Source organism: Paraburkholderia sp. EB58 (genome assembly GCF_050436665.1).
In the GTDB taxonomy this organism is placed as follows: domain Bacteria; phylum Pseudomonadota; class Gammaproteobacteria; order Burkholderiales; family Burkholderiaceae; genus Paraburkholderia.
This window is the reverse complement of sequence record NZ_JBNDMQ010000001.1, coordinates 112,370-131,394: the sequence shown is the minus strand read 5'-3', so window position 1 is coordinate 131,394 and position 19,025 is coordinate 112,370. Positions and strand designations below refer to the sequence as shown.

Genomic DNA, 19,025 nt, shown 5'->3' with positions numbered 1-19,025 from the left:
AACATGGAATACCATAATCTCAACGAACGACATTCACGGCCTCGGCCCCTCGTCAGGAGAACGATATGAAGCTGGAAGTGCGCAAGCTGGTCACTTACGTCGAAGAGACTTTCATCGAAGGCGGCAAAGAAGCGGCGAAGCCGCTGAAGCTGTTTGCCGCGGCGGCCGTGCTGCGTAATCCGTGGGCCGGGCGCGGCTTCGTCGAAGACCTGAAGCCGGAGATTCATGCGCTCGCGCCGCAACTGGGCGAAATGCTGACCGCCGAAGTGCTGCGCGTAGCCGGTTCTGGCGATGCAGTCGAAGGCTACGGAAAAGCGGCAATCGTCGGCACGTCGGGCGAGATCGAACACGCTTCGGCGCTGATCCACACGCTGCGTTTCGGCAACTACTATCGCAAGGCGGTCGGCGCGAAAAGCTATCTGAGCTTCACGAATGTGCGTGGCGGCCCGAACTGCCCGATCTCGATTCCACTGATGCACAAGCACGACGAAGGCATGCGCTCGCACTATCTGACCGTGCAGTTTTCGATCCTCGACGCGCCTGCTCCCGATGAGCTGGTGATTGCGCTGGGGGCATCGATTGGTGGCCGTCCGCATCACCGCATCGGCGATCGCTATCAGGATCTGAAGGAGCTCGAATCAAATGAAGCATGAGCTCGCGTCCGGACCTGTCGTGTCGCGTGGCGAGGCCGCGGGCACGAGCTACAGCGTCTACACGCCGCAGTCGGACGAGGTGCGCGCCACGGTCGTACTGATTCACGGTGTGGGCATGAACCAGACCATCTGGTCGCCGCAGATCGAACCGTTGACGGCGAGCTACCGGGTCGTCGCATATGACATGCTCGGTCACGGCGATAGCGCGTTGCCGACCGCCGCGCCGACGCTCGACGAATACGCGTCGCAACTGAAAGTGCTGCTCGACGCAATGGGTGTCGAACGCGCGCATGTGGTCGGACACTCGATGGGCGCGCTCGTGGCGCTCGAATTCGCGCTGACCCATCCGCAACGCACGCTGAGCGTCGTCGCGCTAAACGCCGTGTACGAACGCACGCCGGCACAGCGCGAAGCCGTCATGACGCGCGCCGCGACGCTCGGCAATCCGCCCCTGGATATGGGCGTCGACGCCACCCTGTCACGTTGGTTTGGCGATCCGGTCCCGGGCCATCTGACGCAGGCAGCGCAAGCCGTGCGCGGGCTGCTGCTGTCGGTCGATCCCATTGGTTATGCACGGACCTACCAGCTGTTCGCCTGCTCGGACGACGCGCACGTCGGCCGTCTTGCCAGCCTTGCCGTGCCCGCTTTGTTCCTCACGGGCGAGTGCGATCCGAACTCGAGCCCGGCGATGTCGCGCGCGATGGCGGCGGCCACGCCGTTCGGCCGGGCGGCGATCATTGCGAACGAGCGGCACATGATGAACGTCACCGATCCCGAGCGCGTAAACGAACGGCTGCTCGCGTTTCTCGACGAAGCGTCGGCAGAAGAAGCGCCGCATGTATCGATCAACGGAGAATGCCATGACTGAGCCGACCACCGAACAGGCCTTCGACATCGTCGAATTTCGCCGCGCGCTCGGCGCATTCGTGACCGGCGTGACAATCGTTACGACGATTCAGCCGGACGGCTCGCCGCGCGGCTTCACGGCCAACTCGTTCACGTCGGTGTCGCTCGATCCGCCGCTGATTCTCGTGTGCATCGCGAAGACCGCGTCGAGCTATGCGGTGTTTTCGCAGACACGCCACTTCGCCGTGAGCGTGCTTGCCGAAGATCAGAAGTCCGTGTCTGGCGTGTTCGCATCGAAAGCGGCCGACAAGTTCGCCCAGGTCGCCTGGCAGACGCGTGCAACGGGGGCGCCCGTGATGGACGGCGCGGCCGCGACCTTCGACTGCACGACGCATGACGTAGTCGATGCAGGCGATCACATCATTCTGATCGGGCGTGTGGTCGACTTTCTTCATACCAGCTCGTCGCCGCTCGGCTATTGCCGGGGCGCGTACGTGAACTTCAGCTTGTCCCAGGATGCGCTGGCTGCCGCCGGATCGCGTGCGCAAGTGGGCGCGATTCTCGAACATCGCGATGGACTCGTGCTGCTCGACACGCCCACGGGCTTGCAATTGCCCACGGGCATCAAGCTCGAACCCGCGACGGACGCGTCGAGCCTGCGCGGCGTGCTGGCGAAACTCGGCCTCGAAGTGCATCTCGACTTCATTTTTGCCGTATTCGAATCGGGCGGCGGGCAGTCTTCGAGTGTACAAATCTACTATCGCGGCCGCGTGATCGACAGCGGCGCGGCGTGGATGGACAGCGCGATTCGCATCGTCCCGTTGGCGCAGATTCCGTGGAACGAACTGCGCGACGACGCGGTGCGCTCGATGCTTGAGCGCTATGTGCGCGAACGTAGCGAAGACGCGTTTGGCATCTATGTCGGCGACACGGAAGCCGGCAAGGTGCAGACGCTTGCGCTCGCGCATTGAGGACACCACGGAGCAATCCACCGACGAATCCCGCTGCGCACGACGCGCAGCCCGCAGTTGCCAAGGGAGAGACATCATCATGAAGTTCTCGTTGTTCCTGCATATGGAGCGTTACGACAACACGACGTCGCATCGCGAACTGTTCGACCAGATGACCGAGTTGGTGCAGATCGCCGAGCGCGGCGGTTTCGAAACAGCGTGGATCGGCGAGCATCACGCCATGGAATTCACGATCGCACCGAACCCTTTCGTCAACCTGTCGTATCTGGCGGCGAAGACGGAACGCATTCGTCTGGGCACCGGCACGGTGATCGCGCCGTTCTGGCATCCAATTGCGCTGGCTGGCGAGGCGGGCATGGTCGATGTCGCGAGCAACGGGCGGCTCGATCTGGGCATCGCACGCGGCGCCTATTCGTTCGAATACGAGCGCCTCTTGCCCGGCCTCGACGCAATGGGCGCGGGTGCGCGCATGCGAGAACTCGTGCCGGCGTTGCGCAAGCTCTTCAAGGGCGATTACGCGCATCAGGGCGAGTTCTGGTCGTGGCCGTCGACGACGCCCGTGCCGCGTCCCATCCAGCAACCGAATCCGCCGATGTGGCTCGCCGCACGGGATCCGAACTCGCATGCGTTTGCCGTCGCGAACGGCTGCAATGTGCAAGTGACATCGCTCGCCCAGGGTGACGCCGAGGTCGTGAATCTGATGGAGCGCTTCAACAGCGCCTGTGCCGCGCATCCCGAGGTGCCGCGTCCGCAGGTGATGATGCTGATGCACACGTTCGTCGGTGCGAATCCCGCCGAAGTGGACGCGGCGGTGGAAGACCTCGCGCGTTTCTATCGCTACTTCAGCAAATGGTTCAAGAACGAGCGGCCGGTCGAGCAAGGCTTCATCGAGCCGCTGACGGATGCCGACGTCGAGATGTTCCCGCAGTACTCGCCCGAAGCGATTCGCAAGAACCTTGTGATCGGCGAGCCGAAGCAGGTGATCTCACGCCTCAAAGGCTATGAGGAACTCGGCTACGACCAGTACAGCTTCTGGCTCGACAGCCATATGAGCTTCGAGCGTAAGCGTAAGTCGCTGGAGTTGTTCATTTCCGAGGTCATGCCCGCGTTCGACGCGCGCTGACACGATCGCCTTTAACCCTGCCTTTAACTCTGTCTTTAACGCTGTTAACTCTCCGGAGTGGCTGACATGGTCCAGCGGTTTCAGCAATACATCGACGGTGCCTTCGAAGATGCGAGCGAGCATTTCGACAGCGTCGATCCATCGACGGGCGACGTGTGGGCGAGCATGCCGGCCGCCAGCGCCGACGACGTCGACCGTGCGGTGCGCGCGGCGCACCGCGCGTTGAACGATCCAGCATGGGCGAATCTCACGGCAAGCGCGCGCGGCAAGCTGCTGTACAAGCTGGCCGATCTCGTCGCGCAACACGCGCCGCGTCTCGCCGAACTCGAGACGCAGGACACTGGCAAGATCATACGCGAGACGCGCAGCCAGATCGGCTATGTGGCCGAGTACTACCGCTATTACGCAGGCGCCGCGGACAAGATCCAGGGCGCGTGGCTGCCCGTGGACAAACCCGATATGGAAGTCACGCTGCGGCGCGAGCCGGTCGGAGTGGTCGCGGGCGTCGTGCCGTGGAATTCGCAACTGTTCCTGTCGGCGGTGAAGGTGGGGCCTGCGCTTGCCGCGGGTTGCACGATCGTGCTCAAGGCTTCGGAAGACGGTCCTGCGCCGTTGCTCGAATTCGCGCGGCTCGTACACGAAGCCGGTTTTCCGAAAGGCGTCGTGAACATCCTGACGGGCTTCGGCAACGATTGCGGGCGAACGTTGACGAGCCATCCGCTTGTGTCGCGAATCGCGTTCACGGGCGGCCCGGAAACGGCACGTCATGTGGTGCGTAATTCAGCGGAGAACCTCGCAGCGACGTCGCTGGAACTCGGCGGCAAGTCGCCCGTGCTGGTGTTCGACGATGCCGATCTCGACAGCGCCTGCAACGCGCTCATCGCGGGCATTTTCGCAGCGACGGGACAAAGCTGTGTGGCGGGCTCGCGCCTCGTCGTGCAGCGCGGGGTCCACGATGCGCTGATCGAGCGGCTCGTTACGAAAGCGAAGGCGATTCGCATCGGCAACCCGCAGGACATGACCACCGATATGGGACCGCTCGCCACCCGCCGGCAACTGGAACACATCGAGAAGGTGCTGCGCGCGAGCGTCGAAGCGGGCGGACGCATTGTCACCGGTGGCAGGCAACCGGATGGCGTTGGTCAGGGTAACTACTTTTTGCCGACAATCGTCGATTGCGCGGACGCAAAAGTGCCGAGCGTGGTGGAAGAGCTGTTCGGGCCCGTGCTTAGCGTCGTCACGTTCGATACCGAAGCCGACGCCATCGCGCTCGCCAACGACACGCGTTATGGCCTCGCATCAGGCGTGTTCACGCGCGACCTGACGCGGGCGCACCGGCTCACACGCGCGCTGCGCGCGGGCATCGTGTGGGTCAACACATATCGCGCAGTGTCGCCGATCGTACCGTTCGGCGGCTATGGGCTGTCCGGTCTCGGTCGCGAAGGCGGTCTGGAAGCGGTGCTCGAATACACGCGCACGAAGTCGGTGTGGATCCGCACGTCGGACGAACCGATCGCCGATCCGTTCGTGATGCGCTGATGCACCGACGCGCTGACGCCATCGACGCACCGCCACTTACGCAAGGAGACAAGCCAGCATGTTCTACGAAATCCGCACCTACCGCATCAAGACGGGCGCCGTGCCCGCTTATCTGAAACTCGTGGAGGAAGAGGGCATCGAGTTGCAGAAGCGGTATCTGGGTCAACTGGTCGGCTACTTCGTTTCGGAGATCGGGCCGCTGAATCAGATCGTGCATATCTGGGCCTATCCGAGTCTCGACGAACGCGAACGCCGCCGTGCCGCGCTCGCTGAAGACCCCGCATGGCGAGCCTTCGCGCCGAAGATCCAGGCGCTGATGGAAGAGATGGAAAACAAGATCATGAAGCCAGCACGTTTTTCACCGCTTGCCTGAGATAAAGCGCACAACTGGCCGCCGTACACGTTGCCACGATACAACCGAAATCATTGGAGAAAGACATGAGCAGCAGAACCACCTTCTCAATCGCGCCGCTGATCGCGTTGTGCGCGGCGACGCTCGTGGCGGCCCCCGCACTGGCCGCGGACCCGATTGTTTTCACGAGCTGGGGCGGCACCACGCAGTCGTCGCAACAGAAGAACTGGGCCCAGCCATTCACGCAGGCAACCGGTGTCAACGTGCTGATGGACGGCCCGACCGACTACGGCAAGCTCAAGGCGATGGTCGACAGCGGCAACGTGGACTGGGATGTGGTCGATGTCGAAGGCGATTTCGCGTACGCGGCGCAGCAGGCAGGACTGATCGAGCCGATCGACTATTCCGTTGTCAAGAAAGACGAACTGGATCCGCGCTTCACGACACCGGACGCAGTGGGCAGCTTCTACTACTCGTTCGTGCTCGGGTACAACAAGGCGAAGTACACGGGCGCGCAGCCGACCACATGGGCCGATCTGTTCGATACGAAGAAATTCCCCGGCAAGCGTGCGATGTATAAATGGTCGGCGCCGGGCGTGCTTGAAATCGCGCTGCTCGCCGATGGCGTGCCGCCCAACAAGCTCTATCCGCTCGACCTCGACCGCGCGTTCAAGAAGCTCGACACCATCAAGAGCGATATCGTCTGGTGGAGCGGTGGCGCGCAATCGCAGCAACTGCTCGCGTCGGGCGAGGCGCCCATCGGCATGTTCTGGAATGGCCGCCTGCATGCGCTCGAACAGACCGGCGTGCCGGTCGGTATTTCGTGGAGCCAGAACCTGACGGCCGCCGACATGCTGGTGATTCCGAAAGGCGCAAAGCACAGGGACGAAGCAATGAAGTACCTCGCCGCCGCAACGAGTCCGCAGGCGCAGGCGAAGTTCGCAACGGATACCGGCTATGCGCCGATCAATGTGAAGTCGGCCGCGCTGATGTCACCCGCTATCGCAAAGACGTTGCCCGATCAGTACAAGAACTCGCAGATCAATCTCGACATGAAGTACTGGGCCGAGAATCGCGATGCGATCGCCAAGCGCTGGTACGCGTGGCAGTCGAAATGAATGCGCTGAACGCGAGCGTCGCATAGCAATCGGAGTGGTTGGGAGACACCATGCCTAATGTTCTGAGTACCGTCGCACATCCGCCCGCGACGGCCACGCGCCGGCGGCGCGACTGGCGCAGCATCCGCCTGCTGGTGCCCGCGCTGTTGCTGCTGATGATCTTCTTTCTGCTGCCCGTACTGTCGCTGCTGTTGCGCAGCGTGCTCGAACCCACGCCGGGGCTGAGCAACTACGCACAACTGCTCGGCTCGACGACCTATCTGCGCGTATTCGGCAATACGTTTCTGGTTGCGACGGTCGTGACGGTGGTAACGCTCGCGATCGGCTTCCCGACCGCATGGCTGCTCGCCATCGCGCCGCGCAAGCTGAGCTCGGTGCTGTTCGCGATCCTGCTGCTGTCGATGTGGACCAACCTGCTGGCGCGCACGTTTGCATGGATGGTGCTGCTGCAACAGACCGGGCCGATCAACCGTGTGCTGATGGCGCTCGGTGTGATCAGCGAGCCGCTGACGCTTGTCAACAACCTGATCGGCGTGACCATCGGCATGACGTACATCATGTTGCCATTTCTGGTGATGCCGCTGCACGCGACGCTGCGCAGCATTGATCCATCGACCTTGCGTGCCGCTGCCATCTGCGGCGCGAGCCGCTGGCAGGCGTTCTGGCGCGTGCTGGTGCCGCTCGCGATGCCGGGTATCGCCTCGGGGGCGTTGATGGTGTTCGTGATGGCGCTCGGCTATTTCGTCACGCCCGCGCTGCTGGGCGGCGCGTCTTACATGATGCTCGCGGAACTGATCGCGCAGCTCGTGCAGCAACTGCTGAACTGGGGCCTCGCCGGTGCGGCCGCCTTCGTGCTGCTCGCCGTGACGCTGGGGCTCTATACGCTGCAACTGCGCTTCACGAGCGTGGCCAGGCAGGAGAAATAACATGCTGCTCGATTTCGATCGTCTGGGCGCGCTGCGCTATATGTTGCTTGCCGTCGGCGCTGCCGTCGCGCTCTTTCTGCTGCTGCCGATCGTGTTCATTGTCGCGCTGTCGTTTGGTAATTCGCAGTGGCTGATCTTTCCGCCGCCGGGTTGGACGCTGGAGTGGTATCGCCAGCTTTTCACGGACGCGGGCTGGATCGACTCGCTGCTGACGAGCGCGAAGCTCGCGGTCATCGTCACCGCGCTGTCGGTGCTGATCGGCTTTCTCGCTTCGCTAGCGCTCGTGCGCGGCAAGTTTCGCGGACGCAACGCCGCCCAAGCGTTCTTCCTCACGCCGATGGTGCTGCCCGTCGTCGTGCTGGCCGTCGCGCTGTATGCATTCTTTCTGCGCATCGGCCTGAACGGCACGATGACGGGCTTCGTGATCGGCCATCTGATCATCGCGCTGCCGTTCTCCATCATTTCGATCAGCAACTCGCTGTCGAGCTTCGACACGGCGCTCGAAGACGCGGCGCTGATCTGTGGCGCGTCGCCGCTGGAAGTGAAGCTGCGCGTCACGCTCCCCGCGATCCGGCTCGGCCTGTACGCCGCCGCGATCTTCTCGTTCCTCGCGTCGTGGGACGAAGTGGTGGTGTCGATCTTCATGTCGAGCCCGACCTTGCAGACGCTGCCAGTACGGATCTGGGCAACGCTTCAGCAGGACCTGACGCCTGTCGTCGCGGCGGCGTCTTCGCTGCTGGTCGGATTGACAACCCTATTGATGTTGGCGGGCGCCATACTGCGCCGCGCACGATAACCGAGGTGAATGAGCCATGACTGCCGCATTCCTGCAAATCCAGCGCCTGCGTAAGACCTACGATGACGTCGTCGCTATCGATCAGGTGTCGCTCGATGTCCGCAAGGGCGAGTTCATGACCTTTCTCGGGCCGTCGGGATCGGGCAAGAGTACGACGCTCTATATCGTGGCGGGCTTTCAGGAGCCGAGCGAAGGGCGCGTGTTGCTCGACGGCAAGCCACTGCTCTCCGTCGCGCCGAACAAGCGCCACATTGGCATGGTGTTCCAGCGCTACACGCTGTTTCCGCATCTGACGGTGGGCGAAAACATCGCCTTTCCGTTGCGCGTGCGCCGCCGTCCCGATGCGGAAGTGAAGGCCAAGGTTGAACAGATGCTAACGCTCGTGCATCTGTCCGAGTGCCGCGACCGGATGCCCGCGCAATTGTCGGGTGGACAGCAGCAGCGCGTCGCGATTGCACGCGCGCTCGCCTATGATCCGCCCGTCTTGCTGATGGACGAGCCGCTCTCCGCACTCGACAAGAAGCTGCGTGAGGAAATCCAGCTCGAATTGCGGCGTATTCATCAGGAGACGGGCGTCACCATTCTCTACGTGACCCACGATCAGGAAGAGGCGTTGCGGCTCTCTGATCGCATCGCCGTGTTCAACAAGGGACGCATCGAGCAGGTCGGCACCGGCGAGGAGTTGTATGGGAATCCGGCGTCACGTTTCGTCGCGAGCTTTATCGGCAATTCGAATTTCCTGCCGGTGCGTGTGACAGCGAACAACGACGGCCGGATGAACGGCGTGTTTCCGAACGGTCATACGGTGAGCTCGGGCACCTTCAATCCGGTGCTCACGGCAGGCGATGAAGGGACGTTGATGATCCGTCCGGAACAGATGCGCATTCAGGCGCTGCGCAACGCAAGCAGTGCGGCGGGCTTGCCCGTCACCGTGCGCGATATCACGTATCTCGGCGACGCGATGCATTACGCCGTCGCGACACCCTGGCAGCAGGAGATTTCGATTCGCGCGCCGGCGGGAAATCGCCATGACAGCGGCTTGTCGATCGGCACGCAGGCGCTCGTCGATTGGGACGCGCGTGATGTGCGGCTGTTCGCTCAGGCGTAAGGACGGCAATGCACACCATGAGTGACGCTCTGCCTTCGCTGAAAGTCGAACGCCGCACGACGACGTTGCGCGAACTCGCGCTTGAGAAAATGCGTACGGCGATTCTGGAGGCGCACTTTCGTCCGGGCGAACGGCTGGTCGAGCGTTCGCTGTGTGAGGAACTGGGGGTTAGCCGGACCGTCGTGCGCGAAGTTTTGCGGCATCTGGAGACGGAGGGACTGGTCGATTCGATCCCGAATCAAGGGCCGATCGTCGCCAGGATGGATGGCGATACCGCCGCCGAAATCTACGAGATTCGCGCGCTGCTGGAAGGCGATGCGGCGATGGCTTGCGCGCAGCGTGCGGATGAAGCGCTGATTGCGCTGCTGGCCGAGTGCATCGCACGAATCCAACAGGCTTTCGAAGCTCACGCGCATCAGACGGTACGGGAGCTAACGGCAACGTTTTATGAGGCGATGTTCCATGGCGGCGGCAAGAAAGTGTCGTGGGAAATCGTGCAGACGCTCAATGCGCGGATAAACCGTTTGCGCGCGATGACGATCGCCTCCGATGACCGCGGTCGGCAGGCCGTGCAAGAGATGAACCGGATTCTCGATGCGATCCGTGCGCGCGACGCGCAGCGAGCGCGCGATGCTGCCACAGCTCATGTGGCCCGGGTCGCGGATATTGCGGCGCAACTGTTGCAGCAGACGTTTGGGGAGACGTCGTCGGCGTCGTCGCGCTTGCGTTAGGCGCCGGCGTAGATCGCGCAGATCCCGGTAGATCGATGCCTCTCAACGGTGCTACGTGCCGGCCCCATGCACGCGATGTGCACGCATCGCGCAGTCGGCGAGCAAGCCGCGTTCCCTGCAAGATCCGTAAATACGCGGAATAATGGCGCAAAAGCGCGTCATTCTGCGTTTTTGACAAACGGGGAGGGCAGGCATAATACCGTTGGCGTGGCGCCGATAATGAGGGTCGCATTTCGTACAGCTCACTTTCTCTGCGAAATTTCGCGCCAGACCGTGCACCTGCGGTCGCATTACCCATGGATGCCCCGCTGCTAAGGCAGGCAATGCGCGCCTCAGCGGTGTCTCCACACGCCTCGCCTTCCTCTGAAGATTAGTTGTGCGCATGACATGCGGCCCCATTTTGAGAATCGATTGATGAAACCGGTAAGAAATTCACTAAGGTCGCGAATCGGCCGATACGTGACTTTTGGTGTGATCGCGGCGGCGCTCGCAGGGGCCGCGATGTTTTTGCATTGGCGGCACGATCGGCGCGAGGTTCAGACTGGTCCGTCCCTGACGGGCGTCGCTAGTCAGATGCGCCACGACGCAGTTGCGTGGGCCGGTCAGGAAAAGGACGCGACGCAGATGTTGCGTGACATTCACGACGGCAATGTCGCCGCGATCGGCGTGAGCCCCAACGCCATCTTGGTGTCGACGACAAAGGGCGAGAAATACTTCGTCACCGATCACAATGCCGTGTTCTCGAATGCGCTGCTGCTTGACGAAATGAAAGCCGGAAGCAGTTCGCCATATCAGCTGGTGTGGTTGCCGGACGCGGACATCCACACGGGTATGGCACGCTGGAACGATGTGTTCGACAAGACGCGCGATGCGTTGAGCCTGCTTTTACCCTTTCTTCTGATCGGCGGCCTCGCCTGGTTCATGCGCCGTGAGATGAGGGGTGGGGCCAGCTTGCTCGGGAAGGCTCCCGCGATACGCTTCGATGACGTGATCGGCGCGGGTGAAGCGAAAGCCGCGCTTGCCGATGTGCAAGCCTACTTGACCGAGCCGATGCAATTTATCGGCATGGGCGTGCGCGCTCCATGCGGCATTCTGATGACGGGAGGCCCGGGCGTTGGCAAGACGCGTCTCGCGCAGGCACTCGCCGGCGAATGCGATGCGAATTTCATTTCAATCACTGGAAGCTATTTCAGTGCAAAGTATTACGGCGTGGGTATTCAGAAGGTCAAGCACCTGTTCGAGCTGGCGCGCAAGAATGCGCCGACCGTGATCTTCATCGACGAAGCCGACGGTCTTGGTAAGCGTACGGACACGGGTGGCGGCCCGGTGGAAGCAGAGAGCAATCGCATCATCAACCAGTTGCTTGCGGAGATGGATGGCTTCCAGTCGAATGAAGGCGTGATCGTCGTCGCGGCGACGAATCACCCAGACAATCTCGACGAAGCATTACGCCGGCCTGGCCGTTTCGATCGCACGGTGCAGGTGCGGCTGCCGGACCTGGAAGACCGCACAAAGATTCTGGAATTCTACGCATCGAAGCTAACAGCGAAGTCCGACGAAATCGACTACAACCAGCTCGCCCGACTGACCACTCGCCTGTCGCCCGCCACGTTATCAATGATCGTCAACCAGGCAGGCCTGGTGGCGCGCAAGGCCGGCGCGGACGAAGTGAGCGCGGCACATTTCGTAGAGGCAATCAAGATTGCGCGGATCGGCGATGTGAGCGGTGCCGAACGCGCGCTGTCGGAAGAAGAACGTACCCGCATTGCCGTTCACGAAGCCGGGCACGGACTCGTTGCCGCGTTGCTAGGCACGGGGGTGCTCGAGGAAGTCACGATACTGCCGCGGGGCGGCGCGTTAGGTGTCGCACTGATCACGAAGACTCAGGATAAACACCTGTACCGCGAAACGGAAATGCGCAACGAGATTCAGGTGCTGCTTGGCGGGCGGAACGCAGAATTGCTGATTTTCGACGAAGCATCGAGCGGTGCCGCGCAGGATCTGCAGGAGGCGTCACGCATCGGTCTCGACATGGTGTCGAAGTTCGGCTTCAACGTCGATGGCAATCTGTTCAGTCTTGCGGCCCTGCCGCAGCAGTATGCCGGCCTGCAACTGAAGAGCGCCATTGAGCACGCCAACGTGTTGCTCAGCGACTTGAACGACGCCTGCTATGCATTGCTACGTGCCAACGAACCGGTACTGCGCGCGATCGCTGACCAGTTGCTCGAATCGGAGACTGTGCCCGGTGCAACCGTCTACCGCCTCATCAAGGAACACGCGGCAGCCACGGCCGAACCCGTGCACTTGACGCTGGAAGCTGCTGCGGCGTAATTGCGGTGCGGGGAGTGACCGCTGTGCGTGTTAGAACGGACTGGTGACATCACGCCTGTTCATCCATACAGTATGGGTTGACCTATTGAGTATGCGCGAGGCACGCCACTTGCTATGTGGTGAGGCATTCCCGGCAAATGTTCGGCGGTCCTGATGGTCTCCGTTCGGTTCGCGCGCCGTGCCCTTTTGAACGGGCGGTCTCATGACCGGAATGCTTGCTCGCCGCTAACGCGGACTCAGCCCACTTGGAGGTAAGTATGGACCCGGTCTCACATGGCATCATCTTCTGGATAATTATTGGGGGCATTGCTGGTGCCTTGGCGGGGCGTATCGTCGACGGCGGTGGTTTCGGCATCGTTGTAGATATCATTGTAGGAATCGTTGGCGCCTTTATAGGGGGCTGGCTTGGGGGCGCGCTTGGCCTGCACTTGGGCGGCGGTATTATCGGCTCGCTGATTACGGCGCTCATCGGCGCGGTTATTTTGCTCTTCATCATCCGGCTATTCAGCAGCGGCCGGGCGCGTCAGCTCTAGTTATGGCCCTTTGAACGGGCCGACCGGGATCGAGCGTGCGGTTTGGGCCTGGCGCGGGTGCGTCGCCACGCGAATTTCCGCAGTGGTAAGCTTTAGAGGCCGTGCGGCCCCGGGATAGGGGCCGCACTGGAATCTCCTGACTCTCGGGAGGTGACCATGCTCAGTCGACGCGCGAGTGCCGGCTTGCGAGGAGAAGCACATGTCCGCCCGCTCAATCGCATCGCTATCATTGTCATTCGGTCTCGTGACCATCCCCGTCAAGCTGTATTCCGCGACCGAGAGCGGTGCGGACGTGCGGTTCAACATGCTGGCGCCAGACGGCTCCCGGATGAAACAGCAGTACGTGGCCGAATCCACCGGTGAGGTCATCGACCGTTCATCGATGAAGAAGGGTTACGAGTTCGAGAAAGATAAATTCGTCGTGTTCACGTCCGATGAATTGAAGGCTCTTGAGGAAGGCGCGAGCCATGTCGTAGAGATAGTGGTATTTATTCCTGAAAAGTCCGTCGACCCGATTTACTACGACAAAGCCTACTTCATTGCCCCAGATAAACGTGGCGGCAAACCCTACAGCCTGCTTCAGCAGGCGTTGCTCAAGAGCCATCGATGTGCGTTAGCAAAATGGGCGTCGAAGGGAAAAACGCACATGGTGGTCGTCAGGCCCACTGATGACGGGTTGGTTTTCCAACAACTCCTTTTCGCCGACGAGGTCAGGTCTCTTGCCGACCTGCACATCGAACATGTCGCTGTGTCGGACACGGAACTCAAACTCGCACTCCAGATTATTGAGCAAGGCGCGCAGGACAACTACGACGCGACTGCATATGAGAACGAGGAAAAGAAGCGGATTCTGGCGGCCATCGACCGAAAGATTGAAGGCAAGCAGGTTGTTTCGAGCGAGCCTGTAGAGCGTGCCCCGAGCGGACAGGTCATAGATCTCATGGATGCGTTGCGAGCAAGCCTCGCGCGTGGCGGTGCGAAGCCGAAGACTGCACGTAAAAGTAAGGATGCGGAAGAAGCAGCTCCGGCGATTTTGCCGCGAGCACGCAAACCTGCCCAAGGTGCTGAAAAGGCGCCCGCAGTCGCAGCCAAGGTACGAGCTCGCAAGTGACGCGTAAGCGCAGTCAACACGACATCTCCGTGCGCAGGCTGCAGTCACTGCTCGGCGTCTCCCGGCGGGTCCTGTCTGGCTTGATATCAGCCGGATTCGTCACGCCTTCGCGTGGGCCGCGAAACGAACTTCGGTTCACGTTTCAGGACGTCGTCGTGCTTCGTACGGCGTTTCAATTGCAGTCCGCAAAAATATCATCCCGTAAGATTCTTGATGCACTTTCGCGTTTGAAGGCTGAGTTGCCGGATGAATTGCCGCTGTCGGGCATCCGGGTCACATCAGTAGGCAACACCATTGCGGTCAAGACGGGACCCTCGCAATGGGACGCCAATACCGGGCAACTGCTTCTGGATTTCGAAGTCGCGGAACTTAAGGGCGACGTTGTATTTCTCGATACCCGGCCACAACAGAAGGACGCTGCGGACCAGGCGGATGAATGGTACGCACTTGCCGAACAGCTAACCGACACGGACGTTAAGGGCGCAGAGCACGCGTACCGGATGGCCATTGAGGTGTCCATGGGGCCTTTTTACGCGGCCTATGTGGATTTGGGCGCGCTCCTATGCGAAGACGAACGGAGATGCGAGGATGCACTCGCCATATTCGAGCAGGCGCTGGCTCATTTCCCTGAAGACGAGGTGTTGCACTTCAACAGGGCTGTGGCTCTGGAAAACCTCGGACGCCTCGATGACGCGGAGCTAAGCTACGCGCGTTGCCTCGAGCTCAACCCTTCTTACGCAAATGCGCATCACAATCTCGGCTTGCTTCGAGGCAAGCGGGGCGACAAGCAGGGCCTCGTACGTCACCTAAGTGCTTACCGTCGACTCAGCACCTGACGGACGTGAAATCTCTGTCTCCGCCGTCGGCGATTGCATTTCCGTTTTGGTGAATCGCCATGAGCGCCAACCTTGCTTTGCCCACGCAAGCCGGCATGCCCGTATTTCAGACGAGGGGCGATGCCTGCTCATTCGGTAACGACGCGATCGCGTTGCGCTGGACGGTCAAGGACGAACGTTTCGTCGACCTTTCGTTAATCGATTTCGCGCGGGACCGCACGCTGCCCATCATCGCGCCGTTCGCACTAGGGCTCGCTGGCGGAAGTGCCGTGGGCGTGGCCGAACTGAGGGTCGTGGCGCCGGTGAACGAAACCGTGCTCGCACCCAACCCCCGCGCGTCGCGCCTCGCCGAACGAATCGCGGGACGACGTGCGACTGCCATCCTCGTCGACGCCCAAGGCCGCCTAAAAGTGGAGTGGAGCGTGGAGCAGCGCGAAGGCTCACGATACCTACGTGTACAGCTGGCGGTTACGGCGCTTCTTCAGGACGAAGATATCACTGTCGTATCACTGCTGGAGACGCGTGCTGCCGGCGCACACGCTAGCAGCGGCCTGAAGGGCACGCCTGTTATCGCGGGCAACTTCTATCTGGGCTTCGAGCTGCCGCTTGCGGAAAGCCATGTGGACGGCGACAGAGTCAGCTTTACTCTGCAACGCGCATTGCCGCTGGAAAAGAACAGGACACTGGTCCACTCCGCCGTGGCCGGCGTAGTGCGCGACGGCCAGTTGCGGCGCGACTTCGCCACCTATCTGGAGCGGGAGCGGGCTCACCCGTATCGGCCGTTTCTGCATTACAACAGCTGGGGTGACATCGGCTACCTTACGCCGTACACGCAGGACCAGGCGCTGGAGCGCATTGAAACCATCGGCCGCGAGTTGCATGGAGCGCGCGGCGTGCAGATCGATTCATTTCTGTTCGACGATGGCTGGGACGACCTTAGCGGCAACTGGCATTTCAGCAAGGATTTTCCGCACGGCTTCGTTCGGCTGCGCGACGCTGCAGCACGATACGGCGCCGCGCCCGGCGTATGGCTGTCCCCGTGGGGTGGCTACGGAGCGCCGAAACAGGAACGTGTGACGCGCGGCCGTGCCGCCGGATATGAGGTCATCGATAATGGCCTTGCGCTATCAGGGCCGAGTTACTATCGACGCTTTCACGAGGTCGTGATCGCCTTGCTGGATAAGGACGGCGTCAACCAGTTCAAGTTCGACGGGACGGGCAACGCCGACAGGGTGTTTCCAGGCAGCCTCTTCGATAGCGATTGGGACGCGGCGATCCAGCTCATCGAGGACATCCGCGTGGCCAAACCGGACGCCTTCGTCAATCTCACCACCGGTACGCATCCATCGCCGTTCTGGCTACGCTACGCAGACTCCATCTGGCGTGGTGGCAAGGACGACGATCTGGCGGGAACCGGCACTCCTCGCGAACGCTGGATCACATACCGCGACGCGCAGACCTATCACAACGTCGTGGTGTGCAGTCCGCTTTTCCCGCTCAGTTCGCTGATGCTGCACGGCATTCTCTACGCGCAGTGTAATCCTCGCCTTAACACGGCGGCTGGCGGTGATTTCGCTAACGAGGTGCGTTCCTATTTCGGGAGCGGCACGCAATTGCAGGAGCTATACATTACGCCAGGGCTGCTCACAGAGTACGACTGGGATGTGCTCGCGGATGGCGCCCGATGGGCGCGCGAAAACAGCGACGTACTGCGCGATAGCCATTGGATTGGCGGAGCACCAGACCGCCAGGAGGTCTACGGCTGGGCAGCGTGGACCCCGCACAAGGCGATCATCACGCTGCGCAATCCGGACAGCCGCGCGCACCGCTTCGAGCTGGATCTACGGCGACAGCTGGAGTTGCCGGCCGCGGCGGTGGGACGGTTCGCTATGCGTAGCATTTGGCATGAAGGGGCTTCCGATATTCCGGCTGCGCTAGACGCTGATCTGCCGCAGGAAGTTCAGCTCGCTCCGTTCGAAGTGCTCACGCTGGAATTGATGCCGATTGCCGAAGCCGAGTAGTGGAGCGGAGGGGCCCGTGCGCCCCGCATCGGCCCGCGGCGTTCGCACTAAGACAGCGTATTCGCCAGTTCCACCGGCTTCGCGTGGATCTGGTGCAAGTCAAAGATAAGCACCTCGTTCTCACCTTGCACGAGCCACGGCGCGGGGCAATACAAGCGACGTTGAGGACCGATATTCCAGTAGCGCCCGAGATTGTGCCCGTTGACCCAGACGACACCCTTGGTCCAGTTGCTCATGTCGAGCCAGGTGTCGCCGACTTCATCCAGCAGCAGGCTTGCCTTGAAAAAAAGCCCGGGCTTCAGCGGGTTTGCGCAGTTTTCCTGCAGATTGGCGATAAACGTGTCGTCCATCGGCAGCAGGAAGACATCCCACCCCTTGAGCAGGGAGAACGACCCGTCGGCGTTATTCAGCCTGACTGGCTCGAGCAGTCCCTTGCGGTCCACGATCGCCGGCCCGTAGTTGACCCGCCCCATGCCTTCGACGAGGATCTCCAACGATACCGGGTCACCCGGGTTTGACTCGTGCCCGGGCAACGTCGAAGGTAGGGCGAGCGGAGCGCCGTGCATCACGTGGAGCGGCTGCGCGTACTCCGGTGGTATCGACGCCCTCGACACGCCGCCCGCATAGTGCTCGCCGACAAAGACGGTCGCATAGTCATGCACAGTGCCGATGTTCAGCACACCGCCCGCGTACTCATGCAACTGCTTGCGGTACAACACGAACCCAAATGCCTGACCATAGCTTTCGAAGGACTGCGGATCGACGCTCTGTTCACGCGGCAATGCCGTGGGGAGGTTGTCCCAGATCGACGCGTAGAGCGCTGGCATCAAGGCGTTGATACCTGCGAGTTCGAGCGTGGGGATGGCATCGGGTATATCGGGCAACGGCGCCGGCAGAAAGCTGGCGATGATGTCGCGGTACTTCATGTACTTCGTCGTCGCCGTACCCTGCTCGTTGATCGGCGCCGAATAGTCGTAGCTGGTGATATCGGGTTGGTAGTTACCCGAATCATCCACGTTCGCGCCGGCATAAAAGCCGAAGCTCGTACCGCCGTGAATGACGTACAGATTGAACGACCGTTTCGACCGCATGAATGCGCTCAGGGTGGGGGAGAGGTCGTAGTTCGTACCCGCGAAAGCCGGTTCGCCCCAATGGGTAAGCCACCCTGGGTACACCTCGCCGGCCATCGCAGGCACTGCGGGGAATGCCCGGCGGATGGTTGCGATTTGTGCCGCGTCGCCATTGCTCAACGCAATCGCGCCACCGGTGACTGTGGTGCGATTGCGTTCGAGTTGCGGGAGCCCGTCTTCGGTGTAGAACGACCCCGTTACGCCGCCTTTAAGCCAAAGCTGCCTGAGTTCTTCAAGGTAAGCCGGGTTGCTGCCATACGAACCGAATTCGTTTTCGATCTGGATCATCAAGATCGGTCCGCCGTGATGGATCAGCAACGGCCGGATACGCGGGACCAGTTCCTCGATGTAGCGCGCCACCGCCGCCATGTAGCGAGAATCGGTGGCGGAGTCCGTTCTCAACTGGATGTCCGGATCGCTCAACAGGTAGGAAGGGAGGCCTCCCAGATCCCATTCGGCGCAGACGTAAGGCCCGGGACGCAGCAGCACCCACATCCTTTCGGACTGGCACAGCCGGATGAAGGCCTCGATGTCGCGGTTACCGCTATGGAAATCGAACACACCTCGCCGGGTCTCGTGGTAATTCCACATGATGTAGAGGGCGATACAGTTCATCCCCATCGCCCTGGCCATTCTGATTCGGTGTTGCCAATACTCGCGCGGGATGCGGGCCGGGTGCATCTCGCCGCTGCGAATCTGGAACGGCTCGCCGTCGAGCAGGAAGTCTTTGCCGCTGGGGCTGAAAGAGAAGGTGTGGCCGCGTTCGAGGTTCACGGTGCACTCGCACTTTGGCGCCTGAGGCGCGGTTGAACAAAGCGAAAGATGAAAACCAGTATATCAATCAGGCGGCCTACCTTTTTCCGTTGACTAATAATTTCCGCAGTTTCCGCTTAAAACCCC

Annotated in this window: 17 protein-coding genes; 16 read left to right on the top strand and 1 reads right to left on the bottom strand. The window is 61.4% G+C overall.

The window, feature by feature from the left end; genetic code table 11:
• The first annotated feature begins 65 nt into the window (after positions 1-65).
• The 16 genes from P3T40_RS00610 (at position 66) to P3T40_RS00535 (ending at position 16,995) form a co-directional block, all read left to right on the top strand.
• A complete protein-coding gene (locus P3T40_RS00610; protein ID WP_429265743.1) occupies positions 66-653 on the top strand; it encodes an amino acid synthesis family protein in 588 nt (195 codons plus the stop codon).
• The gene (locus tag P3T40_RS00605; RefSeq protein WP_429265742.1) at positions 643-1,521 is read left to right on the top strand and encodes an alpha/beta fold hydrolase; all 879 of its coding nucleotides are present in this window, start codon (positions 643-645) and stop codon (positions 1,519-1,521) included. The genes P3T40_RS00610 and P3T40_RS00605 overlap by 11 nt, the downstream gene beginning before the upstream one ends.
• The gene (locus P3T40_RS00600) at positions 1,514-2,470 is read left to right on the top strand and encodes a flavin reductase (protein WP_429265741.1); all 957 of its coding nucleotides are present in this window, start codon (positions 1,514-1,516) and stop codon (positions 2,468-2,470) included. Before P3T40_RS00605 ends, P3T40_RS00600 begins: the two co-directional genes overlap by 8 nt.
• Positions 2,471-2,549: 79 nt before the next feature.
• Positions 2,550-3,593, top strand: coding sequence for an LLM class flavin-dependent oxidoreductase (locus P3T40_RS00595; RefSeq protein ID WP_429265740.1), 1,044 nt, complete (start codon positions 2,550-2,552; stop codon positions 3,591-3,593).
• A 66-nt stretch (positions 3,594-3,659) separates the two neighbouring features.
• Positions 3,660-5,132: an aldehyde dehydrogenase gene (locus P3T40_RS00590; RefSeq protein ID WP_429265739.1), complete on the top strand. Its 1,473-nt coding sequence runs from the start codon at positions 3,660-3,662 to the stop codon at positions 5,130-5,132.
• Positions 5,133-5,190: 58 nt separating this feature from the next.
• Entirely contained in the window at positions 5,191-5,505 is a 315-nt protein-coding gene (locus tag P3T40_RS00585) for an NIPSNAP family protein (protein WP_429265738.1), read from the top strand.
• Positions 5,506-5,570: 65 nt separating this feature from the next.
• Entirely contained in the window at positions 5,571-6,602 is a 1,032-nt protein-coding gene (locus P3T40_RS00580; protein WP_429265737.1) for an ABC transporter substrate-binding protein, read from the top strand.
• Positions 6,603-6,652: 50 nt separating this feature from the next.
• The gene (locus P3T40_RS00575) at positions 6,653-7,528 is read left to right on the top strand and encodes an ABC transporter permease (protein WP_429265736.1); all 876 of its coding nucleotides are present in this window, start codon (positions 6,653-6,655) and stop codon (positions 7,526-7,528) included.
• A gap of 1 nt (position 7,529) precedes the next feature.
• Positions 7,530-8,324, top strand: coding sequence for an ABC transporter permease (locus P3T40_RS00570; protein ID WP_429265735.1), 795 nt, complete (start codon positions 7,530-7,532; stop codon positions 8,322-8,324).
• A gap of 16 nt (positions 8,325-8,340) precedes the next feature.
• Positions 8,341-9,432 (top strand): ABC transporter ATP-binding protein, encoded by a 1,092-nt coding sequence (locus P3T40_RS00565; protein ID WP_429265734.1) that lies wholly within the window; start codon positions 8,341-8,343, stop codon positions 9,430-9,432.
• Between the two features lie 17 nt (positions 9,433-9,449).
• Entirely contained in the window at positions 9,450-10,163 is a 714-nt protein-coding gene (locus P3T40_RS00560; protein WP_429265733.1) for a GntR family transcriptional regulator, read from the top strand.
• A 414-nt stretch (positions 10,164-10,577) separates the two neighbouring features.
• On the top strand, positions 10,578-12,494 hold the full coding sequence (locus P3T40_RS00555) for an AAA family ATPase (protein WP_429265732.1): 1,917 nt from the start codon (positions 10,578-10,580) through the stop codon (positions 12,492-12,494).
• Positions 12,495-12,751: 257 nt separating this feature from the next.
• Positions 12,752-13,027: a GlsB/YeaQ/YmgE family stress response membrane protein gene (locus tag P3T40_RS00550; protein ID WP_429265731.1), complete on the top strand. Its 276-nt coding sequence runs from the start codon at positions 12,752-12,754 to the stop codon at positions 13,025-13,027.
• Between the two features lie 199 nt (positions 13,028-13,226).
• The gene (locus P3T40_RS00545; protein ID WP_429265730.1) at positions 13,227-14,138 is read left to right on the top strand and encodes a Ku protein; all 912 of its coding nucleotides are present in this window, start codon (positions 13,227-13,229) and stop codon (positions 14,136-14,138) included.
• Entirely contained in the window at positions 14,135-14,974 is an 840-nt protein-coding gene (locus tag P3T40_RS00540; protein WP_429265729.1) for a tetratricopeptide repeat protein, read from the top strand. The genes P3T40_RS00545 and P3T40_RS00540 overlap by 4 nt, the downstream gene beginning before the upstream one ends.
• 59 nt (positions 14,975-15,033) lie before the next feature.
• Positions 15,034-16,995 (top strand): enterotoxin, encoded by a 1,962-nt coding sequence (locus P3T40_RS00535; RefSeq protein ID WP_429265728.1) that lies wholly within the window; start codon positions 15,034-15,036, stop codon positions 16,993-16,995.
• Between the two features lie 47 nt (positions 16,996-17,042).
• Here the strand turns inward: P3T40_RS00535 and P3T40_RS00530 are convergent, their stop codons facing one another.
• Positions 17,043-18,899 carry a beta-galactosidase gene (locus tag P3T40_RS00530; RefSeq protein ID WP_429265727.1) on the bottom strand — a complete coding sequence of 619 codons (1,857 nt, stop codon included), beginning with the start codon at positions 18,897-18,899 and terminating at the stop codon, positions 17,043-17,045.
• Between the last annotated feature and the right edge of the window lie 126 nt (positions 18,900-19,025).

Excerpts from the sequence above, each read along its gene's own strand:
- P3T40_RS00605 (WP_429265742.1), top strand. The coding sequence starts at position 643 with ATGAAGCATGAGCTCGCGTCCGGACCTGTCGTGTCGCGTGGCGAGGCC.
- P3T40_RS00535 (WP_429265728.1), top strand. The coding sequence starts at position 15,034 with ATGAGCGCCAACCTTGCTTTGCCCACGCAAGCCGGCATGCCCGTATTT.
- P3T40_RS00560 (WP_429265733.1), top strand. The coding sequence starts at position 9,450 with ATGAGTGACGCTCTGCCTTCGCTGAAAGTCGAACGCCGCACGACGACG.
- P3T40_RS00600 (WP_429265741.1), top strand. The coding sequence starts at position 1,514 with ATGACTGAGCCGACCACCGAACAGGCCTTCGACATCGTCGAATTTCGC.
- P3T40_RS00595 (WP_429265740.1), top strand. The coding sequence starts at position 2,550 with ATGAAGTTCTCGTTGTTCCTGCATATGGAGCGTTACGACAACACGACG.
- P3T40_RS00570 (WP_429265735.1), top strand. The coding sequence starts at position 7,530 with ATGCTGCTCGATTTCGATCGTCTGGGCGCGCTGCGCTATATGTTGCTT.
- P3T40_RS00580 (WP_429265737.1), top strand. The coding sequence starts at position 5,571 with ATGAGCAGCAGAACCACCTTCTCAATCGCGCCGCTGATCGCGTTGTGC.
- P3T40_RS00555 (WP_429265732.1), top strand. The coding sequence starts at position 10,578 with ATGAAACCGGTAAGAAATTCACTAAGGTCGCGAATCGGCCGATACGTG.
- P3T40_RS00585 (WP_429265738.1), top strand. The coding sequence starts at position 5,191 with ATGTTCTACGAAATCCGCACCTACCGCATCAAGACGGGCGCCGTGCCC.
- P3T40_RS00610 (WP_429265743.1), top strand. The coding sequence starts at position 66 with ATGAAGCTGGAAGTGCGCAAGCTGGTCACTTACGTCGAAGAGACTTTC.
- P3T40_RS00545 (WP_429265730.1), top strand. The coding sequence starts at position 13,227 with ATGTCCGCCCGCTCAATCGCATCGCTATCATTGTCATTCGGTCTCGTG.
- P3T40_RS00565 (WP_429265734.1), top strand. The coding sequence starts at position 8,341 with ATGACTGCCGCATTCCTGCAAATCCAGCGCCTGCGTAAGACCTACGAT.
- P3T40_RS00550 (WP_429265731.1), top strand. The coding sequence starts at position 12,752 with ATGGACCCGGTCTCACATGGCATCATCTTCTGGATAATTATTGGGGGC.
- P3T40_RS00590 (WP_429265739.1), top strand. The coding sequence starts at position 3,660 with ATGGTCCAGCGGTTTCAGCAATACATCGACGGTGCCTTCGAAGATGCG.
- P3T40_RS00575 (WP_429265736.1), top strand. The coding sequence starts at position 6,653 with ATGCCTAATGTTCTGAGTACCGTCGCACATCCGCCCGCGACGGCCACG.